We start from the raw sequence: 21,839 nt of genomic DNA, 5'->3' as shown, positions 1-21,839 counted from the left end.
TTACTCCTGTTGCCCGCCGCGCGCGCGAAGCGCGGCGTAGCACTCGAATGCACCGTAGATCAGCCATCCAATCACCTCGAACAGCTGAACCGCACCAAACACGGCCACCATCGCCAGGCCGAGCGCAGCGGCGATGCGCGACCCGACCGCATCGGCGGGCATCTTCAGAATCTCCGCTATCGCCGGTTCAAACGCCCATTGATAGACGAAGATCATCACGATCACGCCAACCACCAGCCGCGCAATGACCATGACAACCTGTTCGACCCGCGTCGGTACCGGTTCGGCAGACTCCCTATCCAGATTCCCGGTCACGGCGTCACCCTCCCTTGATAGAGCAGCGTGCCGGCCACGAACGTCGTCGGTACGTTGATCGTCTGCCCACCGATCAGCGCCTTCGCTGTACCGCTCGCCGGCACCGCATACCAGAACGCCGGATTGTTGAGGCGCTCCATTAGCACGCCCGCCGCACCCGGCAACGTCGGTACGCCCGCGAACACCAACCGCCCCGCACCGTCCGCGCGCGTCACGCAGTTCGCGCCAGGCAGCGCGGTCAATCCGGACGGCCATGTCACGACCAGCGCGTCGCTCACCAAACCAGGCTGCGCCTGCGCGCTTGCTACACACGCTGCCGCAAATACTTCTGCCTGCAGCGCACGCGTCTCGGCCCTGCTGTCCGCGCGCGCGTCCGCTCCGGCAACACGCCCGACCGCGCGCTGCTCGCCTGCGATCAGGCTCAACGCCAACATCAACACCACGAGCGGGAGCAGCGCGTAGCCCATTTAGAACTCCACATCCAGCGATGCGTTATTCAACAGGCGCGTATGCCGATCAATCTCCGTTGACAGCTGACGGAAATCCGTTCCGTGCAGTTGCGATCGAATGCCCTTTTCGTTGCGCGACCCTGCCACGATCAGCGGCGTCACATGCAACTTCCGCTGCATTGCGCCGTCGCGCTCCGTCAAAAGCAGGCTCTGGTGAATCACCGCGCCAATCCCTTGCGCAAACAAACCCGCATCTGCGCCGGCGTCGCGCACCATGCTCGCGAGACGCTGCAGCCCGGTAATCTGATCGGCAGCGTGATACGTCGCAATCACCAGCACGCCGGACGCCGCCGCGAGCAATGCCTGTACAACGGCATCGGCCGTACGTAGCTCGCCAACCATGATCAAGTTCGGCGCGCCACGCTGACGCCTACGGATTTCCGGACCGAACTCAGTGTCCTCATCCACTTCCTTCTGATACAGCGTGCCGGTTGCGTCTTCACCGCGGTACACGCCCTCGATTTCCACTTCGATCGGGTTCTCGATCGTGTAGCCCACCCCGCCGTACCGTTTCATCCATTCGACGGTCAGCGACGTCGCACCAACCGTCTTGCCACTCGACGTACCGCCCGAGATCAGGACGACACGACCGCGCATCGAGGGCGACAACAACGCGCGTTCAATTCGATCACCGTAGCCAAGCGTGTCGAACGCGAGTGCAGCCGGCGCATGGCGGCGCAGCACGTACAGCGGTCCTGCGATCGTCTCGAACCGCGCGCCTCGCATCGACAGCCCGTCCCACTTCAGACGGAAATCGTTCTTCGTGACCGTCGTCTCGATGTGCTGTTTCAGCACTGCGATCGCATCGCGTTGCTCGAAGCCGATTTCATGCCGAACCGGGTCATTTGCGTAGGTCTTGAACCACGCGCTGTCGCCCGCTTCGAGATACAGGTCCGAAAAACTCAGCGCCGCGAGCGAGCCGTCTCCAGCCCCTTCGGTCCACTCGCGCGGCTCAGCTTTCCCAAACGCATATTCATTCGACAGCATCGTTACTCTCCTATGACATCTATCGACAGGCCTTGCGCCGCTCGCACCGCGCAAGGCCGCCGTGCTTCCATCAGCTGAACGTGATCTGGATCGTGGTGTTGTTGCTGCACACCTGAGCAGCATTAACGCCATCCGGCAAAGCATTTCGTGTAAACGTCGTCCCGCCGATCACGAGCGTGTCGTAGTCGCGCAACGTCGTCACCAGTTGCGAGCAGTCCTTCTGATTGTTGATGCCTGCCAAGGTGATCACGCCTTGACCGTTGTTGTTCGTAGGTGCCAGCGTGATGGCGCCGGCCCATTTGTTAACCAGGTTCCCGTTGCGTACCATCCCAGGCGGCACGATGCTGTTCTGAATCAGGTACGCGGCATTCCCCGTAGTGAAATTCGCGTATCCATTGGGCGTTTCGCCCAGCTGCTGCCTTGCCGCCCCTTGCAGCAACGTGATGTCGCTCACCTGCGACGAAACCTTGTTGCCACCCGACGCGGCATAGATCACGCCAGCGGCGGCCGCCATACTCAACAGCACCAACAGCTTGCCGTACCAGGTTGCCAGTAAGTCACCCATGTCCTTTCTCCTACGCTACGCTTGCGATACCCAAAATTGATGACCGCCGTGCCTACATTCCGATCGAGCCGGCCATGTTCCCGATCAAACCGTTACTGGCGAGCTGCACAAGGCCGATCACCACGAAAATCACGAACAAACAAATTCCACCGATCGTCTTCGAGATCCGGCGCATGCGCTTTTCCAGGACCTCAGCATGCGTATGCGCGAGGCTCTCCAATGCGTCGGCGCCACCTTCCGCGCCGTCCAGCGTCGCGATCCGCTCGATCAAATCGAGGGATGGAAAGCCGAGTCCCGAGCGCCGCAGGGAATCGCCCAACGGATGCCCTTCGACCAGCGCCCGGTACACCGGCCGCAGCCGTGATGCAAGCCAGGGCGACGCACGACGAATCTGCTGCGCGATCGCATCGGCCTGCGGCACGCCACCCTTGACCTGCGTGACCAAATTCAGCAACCACCGCGTGCCCTCGAACTCGCGGTACACCGTAAAAACAAAGTACGCTTCCTCGACCCAAACACGCATGCGTGCAATCCAGCGTGGCAACGCCTGGACGGTCGCCGTGGCGAACACCGTCGCCAGCACTGCCGCGATCACCGGCGCGTAGCCTTGTCCGAGATCACCAAACCAGCCGAGCAAGGCCGTCCATCCCGTCCACTTCTCTCGCGGCAAAATCAGTTCGATCGACGGCATCACTTGCTCACCGACGACATAGAAAAATCCGTACATACAAACCATGTACACAATCGGATCGATGATGCTCGACCACGCGACCGACTGAATTCGGAGAATCCGCGCGCGCGTGTCGATGATTTGCTGCATGGCCTTCGGGAGGCCGCCCGCGCTCGACCGCTCACCGATCTCCAATACGCTGCGCTCCATATCAGGCAAACCATGGCCCAGCGCCTGCGCGAACGACGCCCCGTCCTCGAGCGCCAGATACACGCGGTGGATCTGCTGGGCCGCTGCCCGCTTCTTGCGACGCAAAAGGCTCTGGCGAATCAACATCAGCACCTGTGTGGGCGTCCGTCCTTGTGGCAGCAACTGGATCGCGTCCTCATAAATCCGAAGCCGCAGCGCCCACGACAGTGCCTTTTCACGCTGACGGCGGCGGTTGAACAACGAGCCGAACAACGGCAGCGAAAATCCGTTCACGGTGCAAGCTCCTCGAAGGTCGGCAGGCGTTCGTCGTTTCGGGCATCAACGCTAAGCTGAGACTGCGCCGCATTCGGATCGACGCGACCGGCCAGCACGTTCGCGACCGCATACGCCAGCATCGAGTAATCCGTATCCGGTCGAGCGCGGTGCCGGCGCTTCACCTCATCGAGCGGCAACGTCCGCAGGTCCGACATCAACGCGACATCCGTTTCGATGATTTCAGCGGCGACCACCCGCCCGACTGTCCCCAGTCCATCGCAGTGCTCGCAACCGGGCCCGCGCACATGGACGTTCAGCGTGTCGCCCCAGGTATTGAGCGCGCGCAGCACTTCGTCGGGCACGGCATCGTCCGCGGCGTCGACGAGCGGCACGCGGCAGTGTTCGCACAGCCGCGGCAGCAGCCGCATGCCGATCACGGCGATCACCTTCTCCGGGTTGCACGTATTGCGGCGCGACAACCGTTCCGGGTCCATGTCCTCGAGGCGCTCGAAGAAGTAGTACGGGTCGATGACGTGCAGCGTGGTCAGCACAAGACGGCCTGTCAGCGCTGCCTCAAGTGCCGTATGTGCTTCCTCCGGCGCACGCAGCTCGCTAACCAGCAGCATGTTCGGATCCATGCGCAGCGTCTCGCGCAGCAGATCCATGAAGGAGTGCACCCCAACGACCAACTGAACGTCCCATTCCTTCTCGAACTCGGGCGGATCTTCCATCGCGATCTGACGACGTTCCGGAAAGCGCTGGGCGATATAGCGCTCCATATGGAAAATCGCCTGCGTCTTGCCGCTACCCACCGGCCCCGTCAATCCCACCAGTCCGTTAGGGCGGTGCGAGATGCGCCGCATCCGTTCGACCTGCGCGGGCGCGAACCCTTTCCACGCGGGATCGTTCTCCGGTTGTTCGGGACGAGTCGGCGCTCTGAGCCGCAACTCCCGGATCGCATCCCGACGCGACTTGTTCGGCACCGCGTCCGGACGACGTTGCAACCGGGCCACGAGGAATCCGCCGCCGTGTGTAATCGGCACGGACGGCCCGCGAATAATCCGAACTGTCGACAGCGCCGTACCCACGAGCGTCTCACCATCGATCTGTGCGTCCTGGAAGTCCAGCGGCTTCAGCTCGGGCGGCTTGTTCGTCGCGAGCCCCTGATAAATCGCGCCGATCAGCCGCCGACCTTCGTCAGCGTGCATCGAGAACGCGTCTGACGTGTGCAGATCGCCGTGGATCCGCACCTGCACGTCCGTATGCCGACGACGCACCAAAATATGTATGTCGCTGGCGCCAGCGGCTGCGGCCAGTGACAACAGCAACAGCGCCCTAGCCTGCGTGGCCTGCATCGGATCGTCGCGCCGCGCAATCGCATGCTGACCACGCAGCCGCTCAAGTGCATCGACCGTGACCGAGTCGACGGCGTAACCGATCTTCAGCTCATCGAGGCGCTTCAACCACGTCCTCACGGCCGCCGAACTCTTGACGCGATGGTCGATGTAGATCATCGCCTTGACGTCAGCATCACCTGCGTTGTCCGACATCGCAACAACGACACTCGACTGCAGATGCTCCGGCACGTCGATTCGATCGGGGCGCGCGCCGATCACCGGCACCATGCTTACTGGAGACGACGCAGAGGCGTCAGGCGCAACCAGCGCCATCGCATCCGAAACGATCAGCGTCCGCGGCGACTTCATGCCTTCGCTCCCGCCGGTACCGGCAATGGTCGCGCGACTGCGGGAGCGGCCGGCAACTTCGTCCACGCATACAGCGTGCCCTGTGCACTCCACTCGCCCTTGATAACGTCGTACACGACCGCGGCAAGCCGCAAGCCGGGTGTCGCATCGAGATCTGCGCTGTATCGCATCCAAGGCGGTGCCACGAAAGTAAAAGCGACACCACGTGTTTGCCACGGCAGCACATCGACGTCGCGCGTGTTGCCATTCGCGTCGGGCTTCGGCGGCGGATCCAGCGTGAGCGGGACGGCACGCGTTTGCGAAAACGTCAGAATCGTGCGGCGTGCGAGATCGGCAAGTACGGCTGGCGCCGACGACGGCGACCAGGTCATCGCTTGCGTCAGCGACTCCTGCGAATGATCGGGATCCGTCAGCACACCTGGCGCGTCAAGTGCAGTACCGCCAGCACGCGTCCAGCTCACCGTCAGCGCGAGCATCTCGCCCTGCTGCTCGCAGCGCCAGTTCGCGATCGTCCACCCGTCGCGTGCGAGTGCTTGAGCATGCCACGCGCTCGCGCAGGCACTCAGCAGTGCCGAAGGCGCCGGCAGCTTCGTCCACGGCGGAATCGCCGCGTCGGCCTCGCGCTTCGCACGTCGGGCGTCTGCTTGCCGCTGCAATTCGGCGAGACGCTGCTCCTCCTGTTGATGCGCCAACCACAAAGCGCCCCCGACGCCAACCACTGCGATTGCCAACACCGCAGATAGCACCCAGACGATCTGCGGCACCGATGCCTGCAGGTCGCGTAATCCGCGCTCAGGCGTCGCGAGCCCGACGATTTCCGCGAGGTGCGCGACCGTCCCATCGTGTTCGTGCCAGCTTTCTTGCGCCCGCAGCGCATCGCGCGCGGCGATTACATCGCCGCGATCGCCGAAATGATCGCCACCAGGAACGATTTCGCCGTCGCGAACGGCAATCAACCAGTAGGCGTCGTCGGTCAGCTTGAACACACCCATCCACGGCGACGGATACTGCTCGGCCGCAAGGCTTGCGAGTGCCCGGATGCGGCCCACTCCCTTTGTGCCTGGCGGCAGTTCGCCGTAGCCGGCCTGGTAGACGCCGGTCGCCGTGTGACGCACGACGCCAAAGCGGCCGAGCCGTCGAGCGCGTTCACGCAGCGCGGCAGGTTTCGGTTTGACAGGCTCGTGCTCCCATGTGAGGCCGAGCGCGTAGCGCGCGGTCGATTCGGGGAGCGTCACGATCGTGAGCATGGTCAGAACCTCACCCACCGCACACGGCCACCGCGCGCCAGCTGAACGCCGTTGCCCTCGATGCGTGCAACTTTCCAGCCATCATCGAGCGTGTCGCCGACTCGCACATCACGCGCAACACCACTGATCACCAGCGTCGCCATCGAGCGGCCGTCATACGAACCCGTGCCGGCCAACGTCATGTCGCTGATTGCCGACGTCCGAATGCCGATCGGCGGCGTACCAGGAATGGGCGAGGCCGTGGCCGGTAGCGGGTTGTTCAGCGCGAGAGGCATGCCGCTCGACGCCGGATTTTTCGCCTTGTCGATCGCCGCCTCGACCTCGGCGATCTCTTTTTTGACGCGCAGCACTGAAAGGCGCGACTGGAGCGCAGCGAGCTCGTCGCTGTCGGTCGTGCTCGCCACGGCTGCAGGTGCCGATGCAGGAATTGCGACAGCTACAGTGCTGCTGGCTTGCGACGCCGGTGCCGCGCCCGCGGGAACTGGGAGCGCCGGCGCACCGTTCGCGCGCGGATGGACTGCGAGCAGCAACGCGAACGCAAGCAGTGAGCCCGCCAGCACGGGCACGCGCACGGGTGACGGATGGGTACGCAGTCGGATATTCATTCGAGGCCTCACAGCAGTCGCGCGGTGATCACGATCGCCAGCAGCGTGCGCTGCTGGCGCGCGTCGACGCCGCCGCCCAGGATGGGATTGAAGGGCGAACCCACGCCGTTGTCCTGCGTGCTGTTGTCCGAACGCTGCATGCCAACCAGCACGAGCGATTCGCCGGGTTTCAGCGGCACGATCTGCTGCAGGTCGTAATTCTTCAGATGGGGCATCTGCAAGCACGACTGCGTGCTGTTCGAATTGCAGCCGGCCGGCAACGACACCATCTCGATCAAGCGACTCAACGTGAGCGAAAAATCCATCACGATCGTGCCGTTGACGAGTTTGGGCAGAAACTGACCGGTAAACCCGACCGGCTGGAACTGGCCAGTCGCGGACGACGATGACCCGACGTTTGCGGCGAGCGTGCTTTGCGTCTGCGGCAGATACGGGATCTGCTCGCCGTCCTGCAGCGTGACCTTCTTGCCGTTTTGCGTGACGCCCGCGTTCGACAGCAGCGTGGTGACGTTACCGAGACTCGACAGCGCCTTGACTGCCCCCTTGGTGCCCGAGAACGGGCCAGACAGGATGTTTGCGCCGAAGCTCATGCCCGAGCCGCCACCGCTGATCGCGGGGACCGCCGCGCCGGTGATACCGACCGACGTGTGGCCGGTCGCGCTCTTGTAGCCGAGCGCGAGATCCAGGCCATAGTTCTCGTCATGGTCCGTCTGAACCGAATACAGGTGGATGTCCACCGCGATCGTCTTGCTGTACATCGCGGTCAGCGATTTCATCCAGCCGTCGACCGCGTCGCATTGCGCGGGCGTGCCCGTCACGACCAGCACCCCGAGGTCGGGATCCGCCGTCACCGTCGCGCCGCTACCGGCGATCGCCGAGGCAGTCGTCTGCAATTGCTTCCACGGTGCGATCGTGACTTTCAGCGTAGAGAGCTGCGAATTCCCGCCAGACGTACCGCCCGAATTACCGCTTCCGCTCGATCCGCTCGCGCCGTTCGACGAATTCGAGCTGGTCGTGATCGAGCTTTCCATTCCCGACGTTTCCGAGAGTGCCGGCAACGGGAACACGCGAGTTTCGCGCTTGAAGAATGTGATCACGCCATCGCGATAGCGATGCCAGACACCGAAGCGAGCCTGCTGCTGATCGAGGAACCCCTTGAACGTGCCCTTGTAGGTCAGCACGCGCGCCGAGTCGAGGTTAACCGCGCCCACTGCTGTCGGCAGGATCGGTTGGCCAGCGGGGATGCCAGGCACGCCCGGCGGCAGCGGCGACGACATCGCACCGCCAGTCGGCGCCGAAAACGACGTTGGCACCGACGCCGAGCTGGTGGCAGACGAATCGATCTCGGTGCGCACGCCCGTCGTGCGCGTGATCCACTGAGCAACCTCCGCAAGCGAACCGGCCGGATACGTATAGGACACCGCCTTGTCGTAAATTGCCGGCTGCGGCTTTCCTGCTACGATCTGTTCACCCATCAGCCACGCGCGCTTATGCATCTTGACGACGGGGCGACTCGTCGGCGCTTGAGCGATCTGAGCACGAGCCTGATCGGTCACTGCTTGCTGTTCGTTACGAATGTCGCGAATCGCGCATGCGGTCAGCGTCAAGGCCAGTGCCGGCGCCAAGGCGAATGCGGGATGCAGGAAGGAAGCTCGCATTTAGTCGTTCCCCGCTTCGTGGACCACGAATGTCCGGTTATCCAAATAGCCATCGCCTCGAACGTCAGCGCCATTGGCTGCCAAGTCCTCGAGGACCTTCGTCGCGGCCTCCGGAAAATCACCGGCGTAATCCGCGTCGTTCGGCACGATCCAGTCAGGGCCCACGTTCCAGGACAGCGACCACCCGTCCGATTTCGCCCACTCACGCAGTTGAGATTCGAGCGACACTCCGCCGGTCAGGTGGTGGAGCGGCTTGGGCGGCGCATCGACGACTGGCGCCTCCACAACCGTTTCGGACGGCGACAGCGAAGCGGCTGGCGCGACATTGCTCGCCGCGTTCTGCGCGATAAGCGTGGCAGGCGAACCAGACGACAGCGGCGGAACCGCAGCAACCGTCAATGAGGGACTGGCCGACGCCGCGGGTGCCGGTGGGTTGTAGCGCGGCAGGTACGGTGCGAGATGTATTGCCGGCGAGTTCGACGTTGCCAGTTGGTCACCCGCGATCGCCGTCGCACTCGTCGCGAGTGCGGCACCGATCACGAGCATGCCTCGCAACGTGCCATTAATGTGCGCGTGCATCGCTCGCCCCCTTCGGCACCTGGGCCAGATTCGTCGACGCGGCTCCGAACAGCGGCTTGCCGTTCAGATCGTTCGCGTCTGTGACGATCCAGGTCTTGCCGTCAGCCACCTGCAAAATCGTGAGTGGATAGCCCGCATCGGAAACGGCGGCCAAGATCGACTTCATCGCGGCTGCCAGATCACCCGCGACATGACTGTCGGCGGTCACCGGCACCTGCAGCGACGTCATCCAGCGCATCGTCACGCCAGTCATACTGGCCCAGCGGGCGAGCGAAACAGACAACGTCTTGTCGTCCGAGCGCAGATCGAAGCCCGGCGCGTTCGGAGCGATGGCGGCAGCAAGCGCGGTAGAAGTCGGCGCGCGCGGCTGCGTTGTGGCCGGCGGAAGCGTGCACACTCGTTGATAGCGCCCGGTGGTCTGACGCGCAACCGGCGCCCAATCTGCCGAACCATCAACTCCAGCAGCACAGCCGGACAGGACAATCATGGCGAACGCGGCAACACCGCCAGCGAACGGCATGCGCGAAAATCGTGGCCGTTTCATCGAATCTCCGGGATATCGGTAACGACTGGCGATCGCAACCTTCAGAAAGCGCAAGTAGCGCGCGGTGTAGAAAACGCCTGACGCAAAACCACCGCGTCCGGCAAAGCCGCCGCCATGCCCTAAAGTGAGGGGAGTCGGGATAGCGCGGCACGAGGTACGGTAATTACGCCGGCTGGCGCCTGCCAAATGCGTCGTGGCATCGCGCGACGCGCCCATGTGTTTAGCAATACTAATAAACACACAATGACCGGCCGACGTGAGTGATTTCATCGGATGTCCCTATTCCGCCCCGGCTACCGCCAAGCGGCTCGTTTCATAGACCGCTGCCATCGCTTCCGGTATCGAAACAGGAACGACCGGCTGCGTTGCCGTCACGCCAGGTGTGATTCGGAAGAGTTCGCGATAGACGCGTCGGGCGTACTGGACGCGCTTGTGCGGCGACGCCGCGTTGTATGCACCAACAGCGTTCCAGGTCAGCCCGAGGCGGGAGATGTTTTGCGAGAGGATCCACGCGCCAACGTAAGCGTTCGTGCACGCGTCGAGCAACGCCGTACGATCGATGCCGTAGCGAGCGAGCGTCGGCAGCCAACTAGAGTTGATCTGCATGAGCCCGATATCTTCGGACCCGTTGCGATTAACGTTGCGCGCGGACGGATTGAAACCCGACTCGACAGAGGCAATCGCTCTGACAAGATGCGGGTTCAGATGCTGGTAAGCAGCAGCGGCGTCAATACAATCGGCGCGCGCCGTTACTATCAGTAACGAATTCAGGGCAAACACGCAGCCCCAAAGGATGGCAGCACGCGACCGATCACGTACAATACCGAAAGCCATGGTTATTCCTCATCTCGGCAAGCTCTATCAAAGCCCCGTGGTTGGATCGCAACTAACCTGGTTAGGTCGGTAACGGTGTTGACGCACCCTTACCGACCGTTACTACTCTGCCTCCAGCGCTACTTCCCCTCTTCTCCCTGGTGTCCGCCGTCCTGAGCCGATTCGGCCTCAGCTGCAAACTTCACCTTTATTTCGGACAACTTGGGACAGGCTTCTTTTAAAACTCCCATCACTCGGTCAAAGTCACGCCATGTGCGTTGCTTACCGCGTTGCCCCTGAAGGGTGAACAGTTTCTCTTGCTCGAAGAGGAAGACCTGCACTATCCACAGCGGCCGGCCCTCTTCAACGATTTCAACAACCCAGATTTCACATTTCTCCCCTGTGCGGTATGCGAAAGCCAGTTCTTGCAGTGATATGCCTGGCATCCTTCCCCTCTTCCTTCTGAGGTGTAAAAGGGAAAGTATCGCCATGACTCCGCTAGAAGATCGCCACTCGTTGTAAAGTATACAAACTTGCAGGAAAGTTTATAACTTTTATCCTACTCGCATTCATCTGACATAGCAACAACGATTCGACCTTCAAGCAACAAAACTCCGTGCGCCGCCTGTATCTTGAGCATGTTGAGATGTGTCACCCCGACCACCAAGTCAGTTGCGACAACGATCTACAATCTTGATTACAGATCGCTCAACAATAGTCATAAAAATACCTCATAAAAGGTTGCTGATCAACCATAATTGGGGTATTTCGATGGGCTATCTTACGCCGATGGATAATTCTAATCAGGGCCAGGGCCGGACTCCCTTCGGAGAACGCCTTCTCGCTGCACGGCGGAGAAAGGGCTTTTCGCAGAAGCAGGTCGAGGCACGTGTCGGCATCTCGCAAAGCAACCTGGGAGCCTTGGAGACAAAGGGCACCGGCTCGGCCTTCACTGTCGCGCTTGCGTTGCTCTACGGAGTTAGCCCCGTATGGCTTGCGATGGGCAAGGGCTCCATGGAAGGGACGTCCCCTATACCCGACTGGCTTGCCGAGCTCAATGAGCGCGAGCTTGACGCAGTACGACACTTTGCTGCTGGCTTGGTCGCAGCGCGCCAGATCCATGGGGGGAAATCACGCACCACGCACGTTAAGCCTCTGCCGCCGCCATCCCCTGACGCGCCCGCTGACCAAACCGACTGAAGTAGATTCCGATTACCGAAAGCCCGTTCGGTCATCCATGGCGAACCCGCCACTGATCGCATCGTGCAACTCATACGCATCTTGGACTGCACGAGCAGCGAGCCGCTGTGCCTGCAATACAATCCGTGGATCAATTGCGCCTCCCTCCATTGAGGCCAGCAACATTGACGCACCGTTTGTCAAAGCAGCCCAGTCCACAATCCGGGCTGTTAAAGCGCGCAAGTAAGCACCGTTGGCCACTGCGGCTTCATGACCAGCATCTCCGGCCACGTCCGTCCCAGTTTCTTCGATAAGTTCTGCGCCCGAGCATAGAATTAACTCCGGCTCGCCGCTTTGCAGCGACGGAACAAATCGATTTCGAAACAAGAACGGCCGCGCCCCGCCAACCGTGTTGATCATTCGACGAACATCGTGGATGCTGCCCTGCTCAAAGAAGCGGGATATGTTGGTCCGCGACTCATGAGCGGCGGACGCAGACATGAAGAGATCGTGCGCGCTCTCGCCCATCACGTCCTCCTCTCGATACCCCGTGTACTCCTCTGCCCGCCGGTTAAATCGCTGAATCATGCCGCTCTTGTCCAACACGACCACAATCGCATTGGTCTCTGATACCAGCCCCTCCGAAAAGGCCATTGCGCGCATCGTGATATTTGCGACCGACTCGGGATCCCATAGCGAAGCGGCGACCCCCGCCCATTCACCAGTGTGGATTTTTTTCCCGATGAGGTATAAGTCGACGTGCTCACCATAGATCTGAACGTTCAGCGTCACCATCGAGGTTGCGCCCGTCAAGCCGCGAATCCGCTCGGCTTCGCGACCAATCACCTGGATAGGGATCGTCGGACCGAACTCGTCACCGGCCGCGGACAGCGTCAACACACGATCATGATTGGAATATCGCCAAATTGGCGTTGGGGTCCCAAAGTGATTCTTGAGCCCCGCAAATATGGTCTTCTCACTCATTGCACACCCACAGCTTGTCACCACCTACATTGCCAGACCGAGATCACCCCTAGCTTGCGCGACGTACCGGGAACCTCACGACGTTACTGGCCTCTCGCTCTTCCCATGCAGAGATCATCGATCCATTCGGGACAAGGCCCGGGTCAACAGAAGCGACCCCTCGCCAGATTCGATCAGTAATCCTCTTCCCCACCAGGTAGAACACCAGCGGTTCCCCTGAGATCGTGATCCTGCATGATGTTTTCGTAACTTCACCGCCGAAGGCGCGCACCTGCGCAGCTTGCTCGCGATCAAGCTCTGCGGCAATACTCGTCACACGAGGATTACCACCGAGACCAATGATGTTACTGTCGTCAGTTAACGTCCAGACAGGGCACGCTGTCCCCGTACGCAACAAAAAGAAGTCCTCAACCCCGAAGCCAGTCATCTAACACCTTTATTGATTAATTATTCAAACTTGATAAGACGCTCACCCCGCACACCTTAGCCGCATAACATGCAAATCGCATAACGGCGCAAAGGTACGCGAACTTTAGGCCGGACGCTGCATTGCTCCGAATAAGTCGTCGTTCGTTGACGCCTGGCACGCGCCGAATCCGCCCCATCGTGCCGAGCCACGCCAATCTTAGCCGACCGCGAGCGGCCTTATCGGACCACATCAGCTGTCGGCACAATTTGGCGGCGGATTTGCGCGCACATGCCCGCCGTCATACACTGTATATTTATACAGGTGTTTTGGCCGGCACACGACGACAAACGTCGATCGGTAGCCGTCAACGACTAGCACAACGGAGCGGCTTACTCGATGACTTCACGGACCCACAAAGACGGCGACGTCTTGCTCGACGACGGCACTTACTTCATCGAAAGCGATGCAGCCGCCGGCCAGGACGGCAGGACCGGTCGCCTGATGCGTCGGTGCGATCGCGCATCGCCCGACGCTAGCGCAGTTGAATGTGTCGGCATCTACGAATTGACGATGGGCGGCAAATGGCGTGTGACCATAACGTCATACTATGACGCTCGGACTGATTCGGAAACGCACGAGATCGGCGCCTTCGAGAACAGACTGGACGCAATCTGCACGCTCTGGAAAAGTCGGCACGATGCAATCGGTAGGTATGCAAACTGAACTGGCCAGCCGACAAACGCCGATTGCTCTCAAGCACTTCCTACCTCTCCGTGATCCAGCATGCAGAACTACAGTCGCCCGGAACGCACGCCGCTTACGGCTGCTGAATTACGGCAGATCTATGATGAGAACCCCACACCAGCGGTCCGCACGCTGCTGTGGGAAATCCATCGATTACGCCTTACTCTGATACACGTGAACGATGTGCGGCGCTGTTTTCGCAGTCAGCCAACGAGTGTTCCCACGCCGCTTTGGGATCTGTTCCTCAAGCGCCTAAACGCAGAGCCTTGCCTGCGTGACGGTAACGGATCGTCTCGTAGAAATTATTCCTAGGTATCGGCCAATCACAGCGCACCATTCAATTTCTCGCATGCGAGAAACGAAGCGAACGCTTCGCGACTACACTAGCCCTCTTTCTGCGAAAAATACTTGATCCGCTCTTGCTCGACCTCGACCATGAACTTCTCGAGCAAGTCTTGCGGGGCACATACTGTCGCCCTAACCCACTTTGGGGGAAACATTGACGACTGTAGATATTCGGCGAAAAAGCGGTTCCGAATAGCCAGCACTTGCTGTCGCTTCATTCCGTGCCGCTCTCCGACCTCGGACAGTCCTCGGCCCTCCACCAAAACCTCACGCGCGACCTGTAGGCTGCGCTCCTTCATCCGAGTTTGATCCGCCACTCTTATAAAATCCTCTTCGGGTAAGCGGTACATATCGGCCAACGGTTGCATGTAGATCCCTTATGCAATATCTACGATCTACCTGCCGATCGTAGATATTAGGTTTATTTGGATGCGGCCAATTTCGTCAGCGCGTGATGCGTGCGATCAAGCTCAGCCCGCGCCTGGAAGATACTTTTCTCGACATCAGGGGGCATCACGCCAAAAACATCGCGTCGCTCCTGGAATACTTTCGCCAACACGCCAATTTGATCGCGCAATGCCTGCACCTGCGACACCGCATCAGCCACGATCACAACAGCATCTGTTGCCGCTTTAGGCTTCTTCGCCTTCTCTTTCGCGTCATCGGCACTCGAGGATTCTCGCATGCGAGAATTAACCTCGCTTCCCGCCTTCGTGCTTGGCTTCGCGTCTTTCAGCTTGCCTCGAATCGCTTTCCGCACATTCGCGCCCGAATCGGTTTTCGCCTGTTCAACCACCGCTTGTGCGGCTGCCGGGTCGACCTTTTCAAGGCGATGCAGGTCATTGATCGTGGTGATGTCGGCAGTGACCCCCTCTGCGACAGCTTGGCTCGCATGCCCACCCGCCTCCACGACCTCAAGAAACTTGATGCGCTCGGCTACCCAGTTCAGCCCCTTGTTCCACTCCGCCGCAACTTTCTCTAGCGTGCCAAGTCGGGCTTTATCATCTCGCAGTGCAACAGCTATTTCGAGTTGGGTCAGATTCTCGCGCTGGATGTTCTCCGCGCGCTGCACTCGGCGCGCCTGCTCATCATCCATGTCCCGCACGACGGCCTTGAGCTTGATGCCTGCGATCTTGCACCCGCGCCAACGTCGCTCACCCGCCACCATGAGGTAGCGCCCGGCCTGCTTGGGGTTCTTACGCAGCACCGCCGGCTCATGCTGACCATCACGCTTCATGTCATTGCCAAGTTCAGTCAACGACTCCACCGTGAAGCCCGGATTGTCCATACTGCGGATCTGCTTCTCGCAATCGACCAACTCCGGATCGACCTCTTCGATCCGCTCGCCTGGCAAAGCGGCCGCAGCGCCCTGCTTCTGAATGTCTGATAACTTACTGATCTTGTTTCCGAATGCGCTCACGACATTCCCCTTAATTCAATCCAAGGCGCGACAGTACTGCGTCGCATGCTTGCCGCATTTCCTTCCCCGCGGCACGTTGGTTCCCGCTACGAGCCTGATGCCATACCGCACGCCCCTGCGCCAGCGCAGTAGCAACGCACGCGCGAGCAATAATCGCTTCATCAAAGATAAGATCGCCGTATGCCTCGCGTAGCTCCGGTAACGCCTCTACTTCATTCACCGACTTGCTGTTGACCATGTTTGGCAGAAAGCCGAGGTGGCGTAGTTCCGGGTTGTACTGCGCCTTTACGCCGGCGATCGTGGCTTGCAGCTTCGGCATGCGCGCGAATGAAAATGGCGAAATGTTGAACGGCGATACGATCGCATCCGACGCTGCAAGTGCGCCAAGCATGCGGCGCTGCAAATTCGGAGGAGTATCGATAATGCACAGATCGTAGTCGGCGGCCAGCTTTGCGAGTGATGCGCGCGGCTGCTCGATAACTTCGAGCGGCATGTCATCTACGTCCAGAACGTCAACATCGGCCTCGATCAGAGCGATCCGCTCGTGCACTTGCCTCGGACGGCGACCGTCGATCGCGCCAGTGAAAAGATGGCTCGCTTTCAAATAGTCGGTGTCGTCACCTTCCTCTATCTCCGCGAACACTTCGGAAATGTCGCCCTCATCGATGTCTATCAGCAGAACGCGATAGCCAAGTTCGGCCGCGCGAAATGCCAGATGGACACTGAACGTGCTTTTACCGACACCGCCTTTCTGATTGCCAACGGTCACGGTCTGCATGAGAGCTTGCACCAGCTTCTTGATTGCGTGATTTGCTCGCATAGGGATCAGCCTTACGAAATCAGGTTGAACAGAATCGGCCTTCGCCGAACTGTTGTCATCTTATTTTCCGGTAAACACTTTGTCAACACATATATTTCTCGCACGCGAGAAATCACTCCGTTCGGCGTTACACGAGCACCGCACATCGAGCCTCACCGACCGCACGTCCGTAACCAGCGATTGTTATGTCCCTTCTATTGGGGTACGCTTCTCGCATGCGAGAAATCTCCAACAGGCGGGAGCAACTTACCGGGAATCACCAGCTCATTTCAGGCGATTCTCGCATGCGAGAAACCTGAAGCCGATACACCACCCGCAACTCATCGACATTGACCAGCCAGGCAAATCGGCATTCTTCGCGTTGCCGCCCACGTTCCCGCCAGAACTGGTGCCGGAAGCTTGCGCGCAATTTGTGCGCGACTGCGTGCCGGGGCTGACGACGCGCGAGCTTCTTGCACTCACTCAGGCGCACGGTTGGCGGCCGACTTGGAAGCCGCTGCAGCACTTGACGCGGGACGATCTCGAAGCGTTCGGTCTTGGCCTGACGGTCGATGGCTGCGGCGTGCCGTTGATCGCGCGAATGCGACGGGTGGGGCAGGGCGTGCGGCCGACACCACCGCAAGAACGCAACTCACGGCAGATGAATCTGTTTTGAAACGCAAGGAAGGGTAATGACAGGCACCGACAAGAAGCGGATCCCGCAGCTGCTGCGTGTTGAGCTCACTGAACTTACCGGCCCGATCGAGCAGCCTTACGCGCCCGATGCACGTCATTCTTTCGGGCCACGCGTGCAGATCGAGCACCCCTGTGATCGCTTTGCGCTCGCCGCAGGCTTTACGTCATGGGTCGCAGCTCGAACGGCCATCCTGGCCGGTGCGATCGTCACGGCACCTGGCCCGCGCGTTGGCAAAACGACGCCCGAATATGAATTATTCATCAAGCAGATTCGAGCGGATGGCCTGGTGATGGTGACTCCTCGGCAGGAGTGGTTTGGGTTGGTTTCCGTTGGCATACTCGAGCGCTTTCCAAAGGACGCGCAGGCGAGGGCAGCTGACGACCAGCAGATTGATGATGAGCCGCGAAATTGAGCGCGCGAGAACAGGGAGGGGGAGTATGCAAAATGATTTAAGTCTTGGGCTGACGATCCTGTCGTCGCTGTAGGATCCCCCACATCAACGATGAGGATCTCGATCATGAACTTGGCAACGATGCAGCTTAAAGCAGGCGGGTGGGGCAGGGGCCTGGTGGCCGCGGCGCTGCTGATTGCTCTGGCAGCTGTCGACCGGGGGCTGTCGGCCCTCTGGCCGGCCGGCTACGGACTGGTGCATCCGCTGGCGGCGATCGCCGCGCTGGCCAGCCTGCCGCTGGTCGCGTACCTGATCACGCGGTCCTGAACGACGCCGAACCCGGCTGCGGCCGGGTTTTTGGGGCACGCCCTCAATGCCGATAACTCCCCTTAGCGGCATTGCGTTTAATGCTCGAAAACCCCGTCGGGCCGGAATCCACTTGTTTTTAGATGCGGAAAATACGTATAATATGTATTCATTGCTCCCGGAGGTCATCATGCCCACCATTACCGCCACCGATCTGGCCCGCCACACCCGCCAGATCCTCGACCAGGTCGCGCAGCGCCGCGAGACCGTCGTGGTCGAACGCAACCAGACCGTGATCGCACGCCTGGTGCCCGCCGACCCCGTCATGAATGCCGCGCAGGCGCTCGAGGGGCTGCCGACGAGTCTCGGCGCCGAAGATGCTGCCCGCTGGCTGCGCGACAGTCGCGCCGGCTTCGAAGACGGGGTGCGTGATCCGTGGGCGTGATCATCGACAGTTGCGTGTGGGTCGGCCTCGCCGGCGGCACCGTCGATTCGCGTGCCGTGATCGACGCCGCCGGCGACGCGCCGGTGTTCATCTCGACGATCTCGCTGGGCGAACTGGCATTCGGCGTACAGGCGTGCGCGGATGCGGCTGAGCGCGCGCGCCGGGCCGCCCATCTGCGTCAGCTCGAGCGGCGCCCGGTGCTCGACGTCACGCGTCACACCGCGGCCGCGTTCGGTGTACTGGCCGCCGCAGTCAAACAGGCAGGCCGCTCGCCGCGCCCGCGCTACAACGACCTGTGGATCGCCGCACAGGCGATTGAGCACGGCTACGCGCTGATGACGCTGAACGTGGCCGATTTCGCGGACTTGCCAGGGTTGACCGTGCGAATCCCGACATCAGGAGAGCAGTAATGGCAACGAGCTGGTTGATGGTTTTGATGGTGAGCGGATCGATGGCGATCGGCGACGGCGGGTATAAGTCCGAAGCGCTGTGTCAGCGCACGGGCACCGAGGCCGTGGCGCGCCTGGATCGCCACGAGGCGGAAGTGGAAAAGGCCAACACCAAGGTTTCGCCCGGTATCACGGTGCAGTCGTATCGGGCGCGAAATTGGTCGTATCAGTGTCTGCCGACCGACAAGGGATAGAGCGCGATGAGCAAGACCCTGAGCTATACCGCCCTGACCGCTCGCGCCGAGCGGACGATACGGCAACTGACATCCAAAAGTCATGACGAAGCGCGCGGCGCCCTTGCGATGTGGGACGACCTCGTCACGGAATTGCTCGCGTTCAACCGCGCTGACTACCAGGCCGATCGCGCCCGGCTCGAGGCGCTGATCGACGGCGATCGCGCGCCTACCTCTCAACCTTGAACGGAGCCACCATGCCGGAAGTCAACCGCTACAACTCGGGTCTCGCCATTCGGGGCGAGCGCTACTGCGTCACGATCCAACCGTGTTCCACCCATCTCGAACTCCGGGAACCCGATGCCACGCTACTCATCACCGTCGATGCGCGCTCGTCGTCATGGGGCGACGAGTGGGCCCGGGTAAGTGGCGACAACGCGATCGCGGCGGGTCCGCAGAATGTCTACGTGACGCAGACGGCCGGGATTCTGGACGTGCTGCAGGTGCTGCCCCCGAAGCACGCGGATCTGCGGGAGTTTCGGGTGGGCTTCGCCTTGACGCTCGAGCCGGGCATGCGCGAGCCGATCCTTGCCGCGCTGCCACGCGTCGAACGGGTCACCGAGCTGACCACGGCCGTCGGCCAGGTCGTCGAGCCGCTGCTCGGCCGCGCGCGCGAGCCCTACGCGCACACTGCCCTCCAGCCCCATGAAATCGCCGCCATCCAGTCGATCGCGGCCAATATCGTGCTCGGCGAGAAAAGTGTCGACGACGCGATCCGGTGGTCCGTGCTGCTGCCGCCGCAATACACGACCTGGGCTTTTAGCGAGGCGGGCGATCACCCGCATTACGCGGAGCTCGGTGCCGCACTGCGTCAGCCCGCCGTACAAGCGATCCTGGCCGACGCCGGCCGCAACCTTCACGCGTGACGGCCGGCCGACGCGCACGCCATTTCCACTCTTTCGAGGTGCAACGATGAGTCTGCAAGCAGTCGACCGACCGATCCTGACCACGGGCCTCACGACCGGTACGCTGTACCGCGCGTTCGTCGTGCTGCCGGACGCACTGTGCCGATCGCGCGGCACATTCGACGAGCGCACCGTGTTCTTCGAAGCGCCACGCGGCAAAGACGAGGCCGCCCACCTTGAACAATTGCTGGCGCACGCGTGGTGCGTCGACACACAAGGCTGGGCCGAGGATGGCGCCATCTACAACATCTACAGCGCCGCCGAGCTCTATGCAGACAAAACGGATCCAGCCGTCGATCTGCGGCTGCTCGATATCGGTGGTGGCCCGGATGGTGTCGGACCGACCAAGGCGTATTACGCGCGCACACCCGACGTGGATCTGTTCGTGACGCCGCGCGTCGCTGCACGTCTGCGAGAGCTGCTCGCGATCGTCGACGCGTTCTACGCGAAGGCCGGCCAGACCACGGCGAAGTGATCAAGGAAGGGCAGATGACGCGCGTGCTCGAGACGGCCGAAGCCGGGTTGATCGTGCTGCCCGAGCACGACTATCAGGTGTTACGGCGCAGGGGCGACGATCAATACGGATTTTGATCCACGGGGAGGAAAGGTCGATGTCGATATTCGAGATTGCGAGTTGGATTGCCTTGGGGACAGTGCCGATTACGGCGCTGGTTACGGTCGTGCGGTCGATCTACACCGGGAACTGGATATGGACGCGATTCCTGTTGCTGCCCGTCATCCTGACGGCATTGCTTCTATGTTTTGACATGACGCGCCCACAACCCGTGACAATAGTCAACCTGATCGCTGCACTCCCGTTCCTTCTTGCCGCATTTTGCTTAGTCAACATGTTGGCGGGTTTGTGCACGGGTGGCTTGCCGGAGACGGAGACGATCAAATGAAAACGACTGCCCGCTACACCAAAGGCCGCGGCGACGCGTCGGTCCACGCCCGCACGCGCGTGTTCGCGTGGGAGGACCACCAGGTGATCGAGCTCGACGTTGTCGGCATGCTCGACAGCGAACAGCACTTCCGCATTCTCGCGACGGCCGATGAGGCGGAGCGTCTTGCGCAGCAACTGCTCGACGCGGCCGCAAAGATCCGGGTCTCGGCGACCGCCGATTCCACTAACCTCAACACCTGAAATTCCACCGTGCACGACTACACCGTCTCGTACCCTGAACTGACCGGATCCGCCGAAAGGCACATCCGCGACTATATGATGCTCGCCGCGGCCGCCGGCGACGAAGCAGAGCGCGCGTCATTGCGTGCGTCTGCCGTTAGCGTGTTCGCGTACTGGCTTGGCTTCGTGAATGCGGCCCGGAAAACCGTCGATGACGCGGGACGGCAAGCGCTGCAGCGCGACGAGCATCGGCTGCTGGGGCTGGTCAACGCCGCGGCCGCACCGTCCGGGGGTAACACACAGGAGCGCCGGGCATCATGACCGCTGCCTTCGACCGTAACGCCGCGCTGGCCGCCGTGAAGCTGGCGCTCGCCGACACGATCGCGCGCGACTATGCGAATGCCCTGTCGATCGATCGTTACGCGGGCGCCGGCGCGCTGGCGCACTGGCCGCCCAATCCTCATCACTGCCACGAGCAGGTTGCGCGATGGCTGCAATTGCACCCTGGCGATACCCCGGTACGCGGCTGGCTCGCGGACGGGGGCGACGGGGCGCAACAACGCTTCGTCTCCCACTCGTTGATCCGCAGCGCGTCCGGTGCGCTACTGGATGTCGCGTTCGCGCGGCCGCCGTACGTGCAGCGTTTCATCGAACACCCGACGGCGGCCGGCGATTTCCTCGCGTTGGTCCTCGGCGAGCCGCCGGTGCCGGAACTCTATGTGTCGATTCCCTGCAGGAGTTAAATTC

At 61.3% G+C, this 21,839-nt stretch carries 30 protein-coding genes and 1 pseudogene; 15 read left to right on the top strand and 16 right to left on the bottom strand.

Annotated features, from left to right (window positions below; all coding sequences use genetic code 11):
• From FFS49_RS33040 to FFS49_RS32980, 13 genes and pseudogenes are all read right to left on the bottom strand, one after another.
• The gene (locus FFS49_RS33040; RefSeq protein ID WP_137910198.1) at positions 1 to 315 is read right to left on the bottom strand and encodes a hypothetical protein; all 315 of its coding nucleotides are present in this window, start codon (positions 313 to 315) and stop codon (positions 1 to 3) included.
• The gene (locus tag FFS49_RS33035) at positions 312 to 782 is read right to left on the bottom strand and encodes a hypothetical protein (RefSeq protein WP_122174130.1); all 471 of its coding nucleotides are present in this window, start codon (positions 780 to 782) and stop codon (positions 312 to 314) included. Before FFS49_RS33035 ends, FFS49_RS33040 begins: the two co-directional genes overlap by 4 nt.
• Positions 783 to 1,811: an ATPase, T2SS/T4P/T4SS family gene (locus FFS49_RS33030; protein WP_163013132.1), complete on the bottom strand. Its 1,029-nt coding sequence runs from the start codon at positions 1,809 to 1,811 to the stop codon at positions 783 to 785.
• Positions 1,812 to 1,881: 70 nt separating this feature from the next.
• Complete coding sequence (locus FFS49_RS33025) at positions 1,882 to 2,376, bottom strand: type 4 pilus major pilin (protein WP_122174156.1); 495 nt, start codon at positions 2,374 to 2,376, stop codon at positions 1,882 to 1,884.
• A gap of 52 nt (positions 2,377 to 2,428) precedes the next feature.
• Complete coding sequence (locus FFS49_RS33020) at positions 2,429 to 3,529, bottom strand: type II secretion system F family protein (protein WP_122174125.1); 1,101 nt, start codon at positions 3,527 to 3,529, stop codon at positions 2,429 to 2,431.
• Positions 3,526 to 5,283: an ATPase, T2SS/T4P/T4SS family gene (locus FFS49_RS33015; protein ID WP_137910197.1), complete on the bottom strand. Its 1,758-nt coding sequence runs from the start codon at positions 5,281 to 5,283 to the stop codon at positions 3,526 to 3,528. Before FFS49_RS33015 ends, FFS49_RS33020 begins: the two co-directional genes overlap by 4 nt.
• Positions 5,214 to 6,464, bottom strand: coding sequence for a type 4b pilus protein PilO2 (pilO2, locus tag FFS49_RS33010; RefSeq protein ID WP_122174121.1), 1,251 nt, complete (start codon positions 6,462 to 6,464; stop codon positions 5,214 to 5,216). Before pilO2 ends, FFS49_RS33015 begins: the two co-directional genes overlap by 70 nt.
• Positions 6,465 to 6,466: 2 nt before the next feature.
• Positions 6,467 to 7,069, bottom strand: coding sequence for a type IV pilus biogenesis protein PilP (gene pilP / locus FFS49_RS33005; protein ID WP_122174119.1), 603 nt, complete (start codon positions 7,067 to 7,069; stop codon positions 6,467 to 6,469).
• 8 nt (positions 7,070 to 7,077) lie between these two features.
• On the bottom strand, positions 7,078 to 8,727 hold the full coding sequence (locus FFS49_RS33000) for a secretin N-terminal domain-containing protein (RefSeq protein WP_122174117.1): 1,650 nt from the start codon (positions 8,725 to 8,727) through the stop codon (positions 7,078 to 7,080).
• Positions 8,728 to 9,306 carry a toxin co-regulated pilus biosynthesis Q family protein gene (locus FFS49_RS32995; protein ID WP_137910196.1) on the bottom strand — a complete coding sequence of 193 codons (579 nt, stop codon included), beginning with the start codon at positions 9,304 to 9,306 and terminating at the stop codon, positions 8,728 to 8,730.
• Complete coding sequence (locus FFS49_RS32990) at positions 9,290 to 10,120, bottom strand: TcpQ domain-containing protein (protein WP_122174113.1); 831 nt, start codon at positions 10,118 to 10,120, stop codon at positions 9,290 to 9,292. The genes FFS49_RS32995 and FFS49_RS32990 overlap by 17 nt, the downstream gene beginning before the upstream one ends.
• Positions 10,121 to 10,252: 132 nt before the next feature.
• Positions 10,253 to 10,597: pseudogene (locus FFS49_RS42740) on the bottom strand (lytic transglycosylase domain-containing protein); the annotation flags it as partial.
• Positions 10,598 to 10,803: 206 nt separating this feature from the next.
• Positions 10,804 to 11,154, bottom strand: coding sequence for a hypothetical protein (locus tag FFS49_RS32980; protein WP_137962472.1), 351 nt, complete (start codon positions 11,152 to 11,154; stop codon positions 10,804 to 10,806).
• Between the two features lie 202 nt (positions 11,155 to 11,356).
• Between FFS49_RS32980 and FFS49_RS32975 the strand changes: the two genes are divergently transcribed.
• A complete protein-coding gene (locus FFS49_RS32975; RefSeq protein WP_224755967.1) occupies positions 11,357 to 11,863 on the top strand; it encodes a helix-turn-helix transcriptional regulator in 507 nt (168 codons plus the stop codon).
• Between the two features lie 12 nt (positions 11,864 to 11,875).
• On the opposite strand, the gene FFS49_RS32970 is transcribed toward FFS49_RS32975, so the two are convergent.
• Positions 11,876 to 12,826 (bottom strand): PAS domain S-box protein, encoded by a 951-nt coding sequence (locus FFS49_RS32970; RefSeq protein ID WP_122174104.1) that lies wholly within the window; start codon positions 12,824 to 12,826, stop codon positions 11,876 to 11,878.
• 805 nt (positions 12,827 to 13,631) lie between these two features.
• Between FFS49_RS32970 and FFS49_RS32965 the strand changes: the two genes are divergently transcribed.
• Positions 13,632 to 13,958, top strand: coding sequence for a hypothetical protein (locus FFS49_RS32965; RefSeq protein WP_049036298.1), 327 nt, complete (start codon positions 13,632 to 13,634; stop codon positions 13,956 to 13,958).
• Between the two features lie 787 nt (positions 13,959 to 14,745).
• Here FFS49_RS32965 and FFS49_RS32955 read toward each other — a convergent pair.
• Entirely contained in the window at positions 14,746 to 15,744 is a 999-nt protein-coding gene (locus tag FFS49_RS32955; protein ID WP_049036300.1) for a ParB/RepB/Spo0J family partition protein, read from the bottom strand.
• 10 nt (positions 15,745 to 15,754) lie between these two features.
• Positions 15,755 to 16,522, bottom strand: coding sequence for a ParA family protein (locus FFS49_RS32950; protein WP_049036311.1), 768 nt, complete (start codon positions 16,520 to 16,522; stop codon positions 15,755 to 15,757).
• Between the two features lie 94 nt (positions 16,523 to 16,616).
• Between FFS49_RS32950 and FFS49_RS42735 the strand changes: the two genes are divergently transcribed.
• The 13 genes from FFS49_RS42735 (at position 16,617) to FFS49_RS32885 (ending at position 21,835) form a co-directional block, all read left to right on the top strand.
• A complete protein-coding gene (locus FFS49_RS42735) occupies positions 16,617 to 17,219 on the top strand; it encodes a hypothetical protein (protein WP_224755974.1) in 603 nt (200 codons plus the stop codon).
• Positions 17,220 to 17,235: 16 nt separating this feature from the next.
• Positions 17,236 to 17,652: a hypothetical protein gene (locus tag FFS49_RS32940; RefSeq protein ID WP_049036302.1), complete on the top strand. Its 417-nt coding sequence runs from the start codon at positions 17,236 to 17,238 to the stop codon at positions 17,650 to 17,652.
• Between the two features lie 105 nt (positions 17,653 to 17,757).
• Complete coding sequence (locus FFS49_RS32935; protein WP_049036313.1) at positions 17,758 to 17,958, top strand: hypothetical protein; 201 nt, start codon at positions 17,758 to 17,760, stop codon at positions 17,956 to 17,958.
• Between the two features lie 169 nt (positions 17,959 to 18,127).
• Positions 18,128 to 18,382, top strand: a complete 255-nt coding sequence (locus FFS49_RS32930) for a type II toxin-antitoxin system Phd/YefM family antitoxin (RefSeq protein WP_049036304.1) — start codon at positions 18,128 to 18,130, stop codon at positions 18,380 to 18,382.
• A complete protein-coding gene (locus tag FFS49_RS32925; RefSeq protein WP_049036305.1) occupies positions 18,373 to 18,792 on the top strand; it encodes a type II toxin-antitoxin system VapC family toxin in 420 nt (139 codons plus the stop codon). Before FFS49_RS32930 ends, FFS49_RS32925 begins: the two co-directional genes overlap by 10 nt.
• On the top strand, positions 18,792 to 19,025 hold the full coding sequence (locus tag FFS49_RS32920) for a hypothetical protein (RefSeq protein ID WP_049036306.1): 234 nt from the start codon (positions 18,792 to 18,794) through the stop codon (positions 19,023 to 19,025). Before FFS49_RS32925 ends, FFS49_RS32920 begins: the two co-directional genes overlap by 1 nt.
• Before the next feature lie 6 nt (positions 19,026 to 19,031).
• Complete coding sequence (locus FFS49_RS32915; protein WP_049036307.1) at positions 19,032 to 19,250, top strand: hypothetical protein; 219 nt, start codon at positions 19,032 to 19,034, stop codon at positions 19,248 to 19,250.
• Positions 19,251 to 19,261: 11 nt separating this feature from the next.
• The gene (locus FFS49_RS32910) at positions 19,262 to 19,930 is read left to right on the top strand and encodes a hypothetical protein (RefSeq protein ID WP_049036308.1); all 669 of its coding nucleotides are present in this window, start codon (positions 19,262 to 19,264) and stop codon (positions 19,928 to 19,930) included.
• A 46-nt stretch (positions 19,931 to 19,976) separates the two neighbouring features.
• The gene (locus FFS49_RS42190) at positions 19,977 to 20,444 is read left to right on the top strand and encodes a hypothetical protein (protein ID WP_163013129.1); all 468 of its coding nucleotides are present in this window, start codon (positions 19,977 to 19,979) and stop codon (positions 20,442 to 20,444) included.
• A gap of 136 nt (positions 20,445 to 20,580) precedes the next feature.
• Positions 20,581 to 20,871 carry a hypothetical protein gene (locus FFS49_RS32900; RefSeq protein WP_049035950.1) on the top strand — a complete coding sequence of 97 codons (291 nt, stop codon included), beginning with the start codon at positions 20,581 to 20,583 and terminating at the stop codon, positions 20,869 to 20,871.
• Complete coding sequence (locus FFS49_RS32895; RefSeq protein WP_049035947.1) at positions 20,868 to 21,113, top strand: hypothetical protein; 246 nt, start codon at positions 20,868 to 20,870, stop codon at positions 21,111 to 21,113. Before FFS49_RS32900 ends, FFS49_RS32895 begins: the two co-directional genes overlap by 4 nt.
• Positions 21,114 to 21,122: 9 nt before the next feature.
• Positions 21,123 to 21,413 (top strand): hypothetical protein, encoded by a 291-nt coding sequence (locus tag FFS49_RS32890; protein ID WP_089464347.1) that lies wholly within the window; start codon positions 21,123 to 21,125, stop codon positions 21,411 to 21,413.
• On the top strand, positions 21,410 to 21,835 hold the full coding sequence (locus FFS49_RS32885; protein WP_089464346.1) for a hypothetical protein: 426 nt from the start codon (positions 21,410 to 21,412) through the stop codon (positions 21,833 to 21,835). Before FFS49_RS32890 ends, FFS49_RS32885 begins: the two co-directional genes overlap by 4 nt.
• Positions 21,836 to 21,839 lie beyond the last annotated feature (4 nt).

It is taken from the genome of Burkholderia sp. 4NA327C6 (assembly GCF_005502655.1).
Classification (GTDB): domain Bacteria; phylum Pseudomonadota; class Gammaproteobacteria; order Burkholderiales; family Burkholderiaceae; genus Burkholderia; species Burkholderia contaminans.
Note: the sequence above shows the minus strand (reverse complement) of the source record. Positions and strands in the feature narration are given on the sequence as shown.

What these genes read in the sequence shown, in the direction of transcription:
- FFS49_RS33030 (WP_163013132.1), bottom strand. Translation starts at nt 1,811, where the DNA reads ATGCTGTCGAATGAATATGCGTTTGGGAAAGCTGAGCCGCGCGAGTGG.
- FFS49_RS33025 (WP_122174156.1), bottom strand. Translation starts at nt 2,376, where the DNA reads ATGGGTGACTTACTGGCAACCTGGTACGGCAAGCTGTTGGTGCTGTTG.
- FFS49_RS32940 (WP_049036302.1), top strand. Translation starts at nt 17,236, where the DNA reads ATGACAGGCACCGACAAGAAGCGGATCCCGCAGCTGCTGCGTGTTGAG.
- FFS49_RS32965 (WP_049036298.1), top strand. Translation starts at nt 13,632, where the DNA reads ATGACTTCACGGACCCACAAAGACGGCGACGTCTTGCTCGACGACGGC.
- FFS49_RS32935 (WP_049036313.1), top strand. Translation starts at nt 17,758, where the DNA reads ATGAACTTGGCAACGATGCAGCTTAAAGCAGGCGGGTGGGGCAGGGGC.
- FFS49_RS33000 (WP_122174117.1), bottom strand. Translation starts at nt 8,727, where the DNA reads ATGCGAGCTTCCTTCCTGCATCCCGCATTCGCCTTGGCGCCGGCACTG.
- pilP (WP_122174119.1), bottom strand. Translation starts at nt 7,069, where the DNA reads ATGAATATCCGACTGCGTACCCATCCGTCACCCGTGCGCGTGCCCGTG.
- FFS49_RS32990 (WP_122174113.1), bottom strand. Translation starts at nt 10,120, where the DNA reads ATGAAATCACTCACGTCGGCCGGTCATTGTGTGTTTATTAGTATTGCT.
- FFS49_RS32920 (WP_049036306.1), top strand. Translation starts at nt 18,792, where the DNA reads ATGGCAACGAGCTGGTTGATGGTTTTGATGGTGAGCGGATCGATGGCG.
- FFS49_RS32910 (WP_049036308.1), top strand. Translation starts at nt 19,262, where the DNA reads ATGCCGGAAGTCAACCGCTACAACTCGGGTCTCGCCATTCGGGGCGAG.
- FFS49_RS32915 (WP_049036307.1), top strand. Translation starts at nt 19,032, where the DNA reads ATGAGCAAGACCCTGAGCTATACCGCCCTGACCGCTCGCGCCGAGCGG.
- FFS49_RS32895 (WP_049035947.1), top strand. Translation starts at nt 20,868, where the DNA reads ATGAAAACGACTGCCCGCTACACCAAAGGCCGCGGCGACGCGTCGGTC.
- FFS49_RS33035 (WP_122174130.1), bottom strand. Translation starts at nt 782, where the DNA reads ATGGGCTACGCGCTGCTCCCGCTCGTGGTGTTGATGTTGGCGTTGAGC.
- FFS49_RS32980 (WP_137962472.1), bottom strand. Translation starts at nt 11,154, where the DNA reads ATGGCGATACTTTCCCTTTTACACCTCAGAAGGAAGAGGGGAAGGATG.
- FFS49_RS32950 (WP_049036311.1), bottom strand. Translation starts at nt 16,522, where the DNA reads ATGCAGACCGTGACCGTTGGCAATCAGAAAGGCGGTGTCGGTAAAAGC.
- FFS49_RS32970 (WP_122174104.1), bottom strand. Translation starts at nt 12,826, where the DNA reads ATGAGTGAGAAGACCATATTTGCGGGGCTCAAGAATCACTTTGGGACC.
- FFS49_RS32885 (WP_089464346.1), top strand. Translation starts at nt 21,410, where the DNA reads ATGACCGCTGCCTTCGACCGTAACGCCGCGCTGGCCGCCGTGAAGCTG.
- FFS49_RS32930 (WP_049036304.1), top strand. Translation starts at nt 18,128, where the DNA reads ATGCCCACCATTACCGCCACCGATCTGGCCCGCCACACCCGCCAGATC.
- pilO2 (WP_122174121.1), bottom strand. Translation starts at nt 6,464, where the DNA reads ATGCTCACGATCGTGACGCTCCCCGAATCGACCGCGCGCTACGCGCTC.
- FFS49_RS32995 (WP_137910196.1), bottom strand. Translation starts at nt 9,306, where the DNA reads ATGCACGCGCACATTAATGGCACGTTGCGAGGCATGCTCGTGATCGGT.
- FFS49_RS32900 (WP_049035950.1), top strand. Translation starts at nt 20,581, where the DNA reads ATGTCGATATTCGAGATTGCGAGTTGGATTGCCTTGGGGACAGTGCCG.
- FFS49_RS42190 (WP_163013129.1), top strand. Translation starts at nt 19,977, where the DNA reads ATGAGTCTGCAAGCAGTCGACCGACCGATCCTGACCACGGGCCTCACG.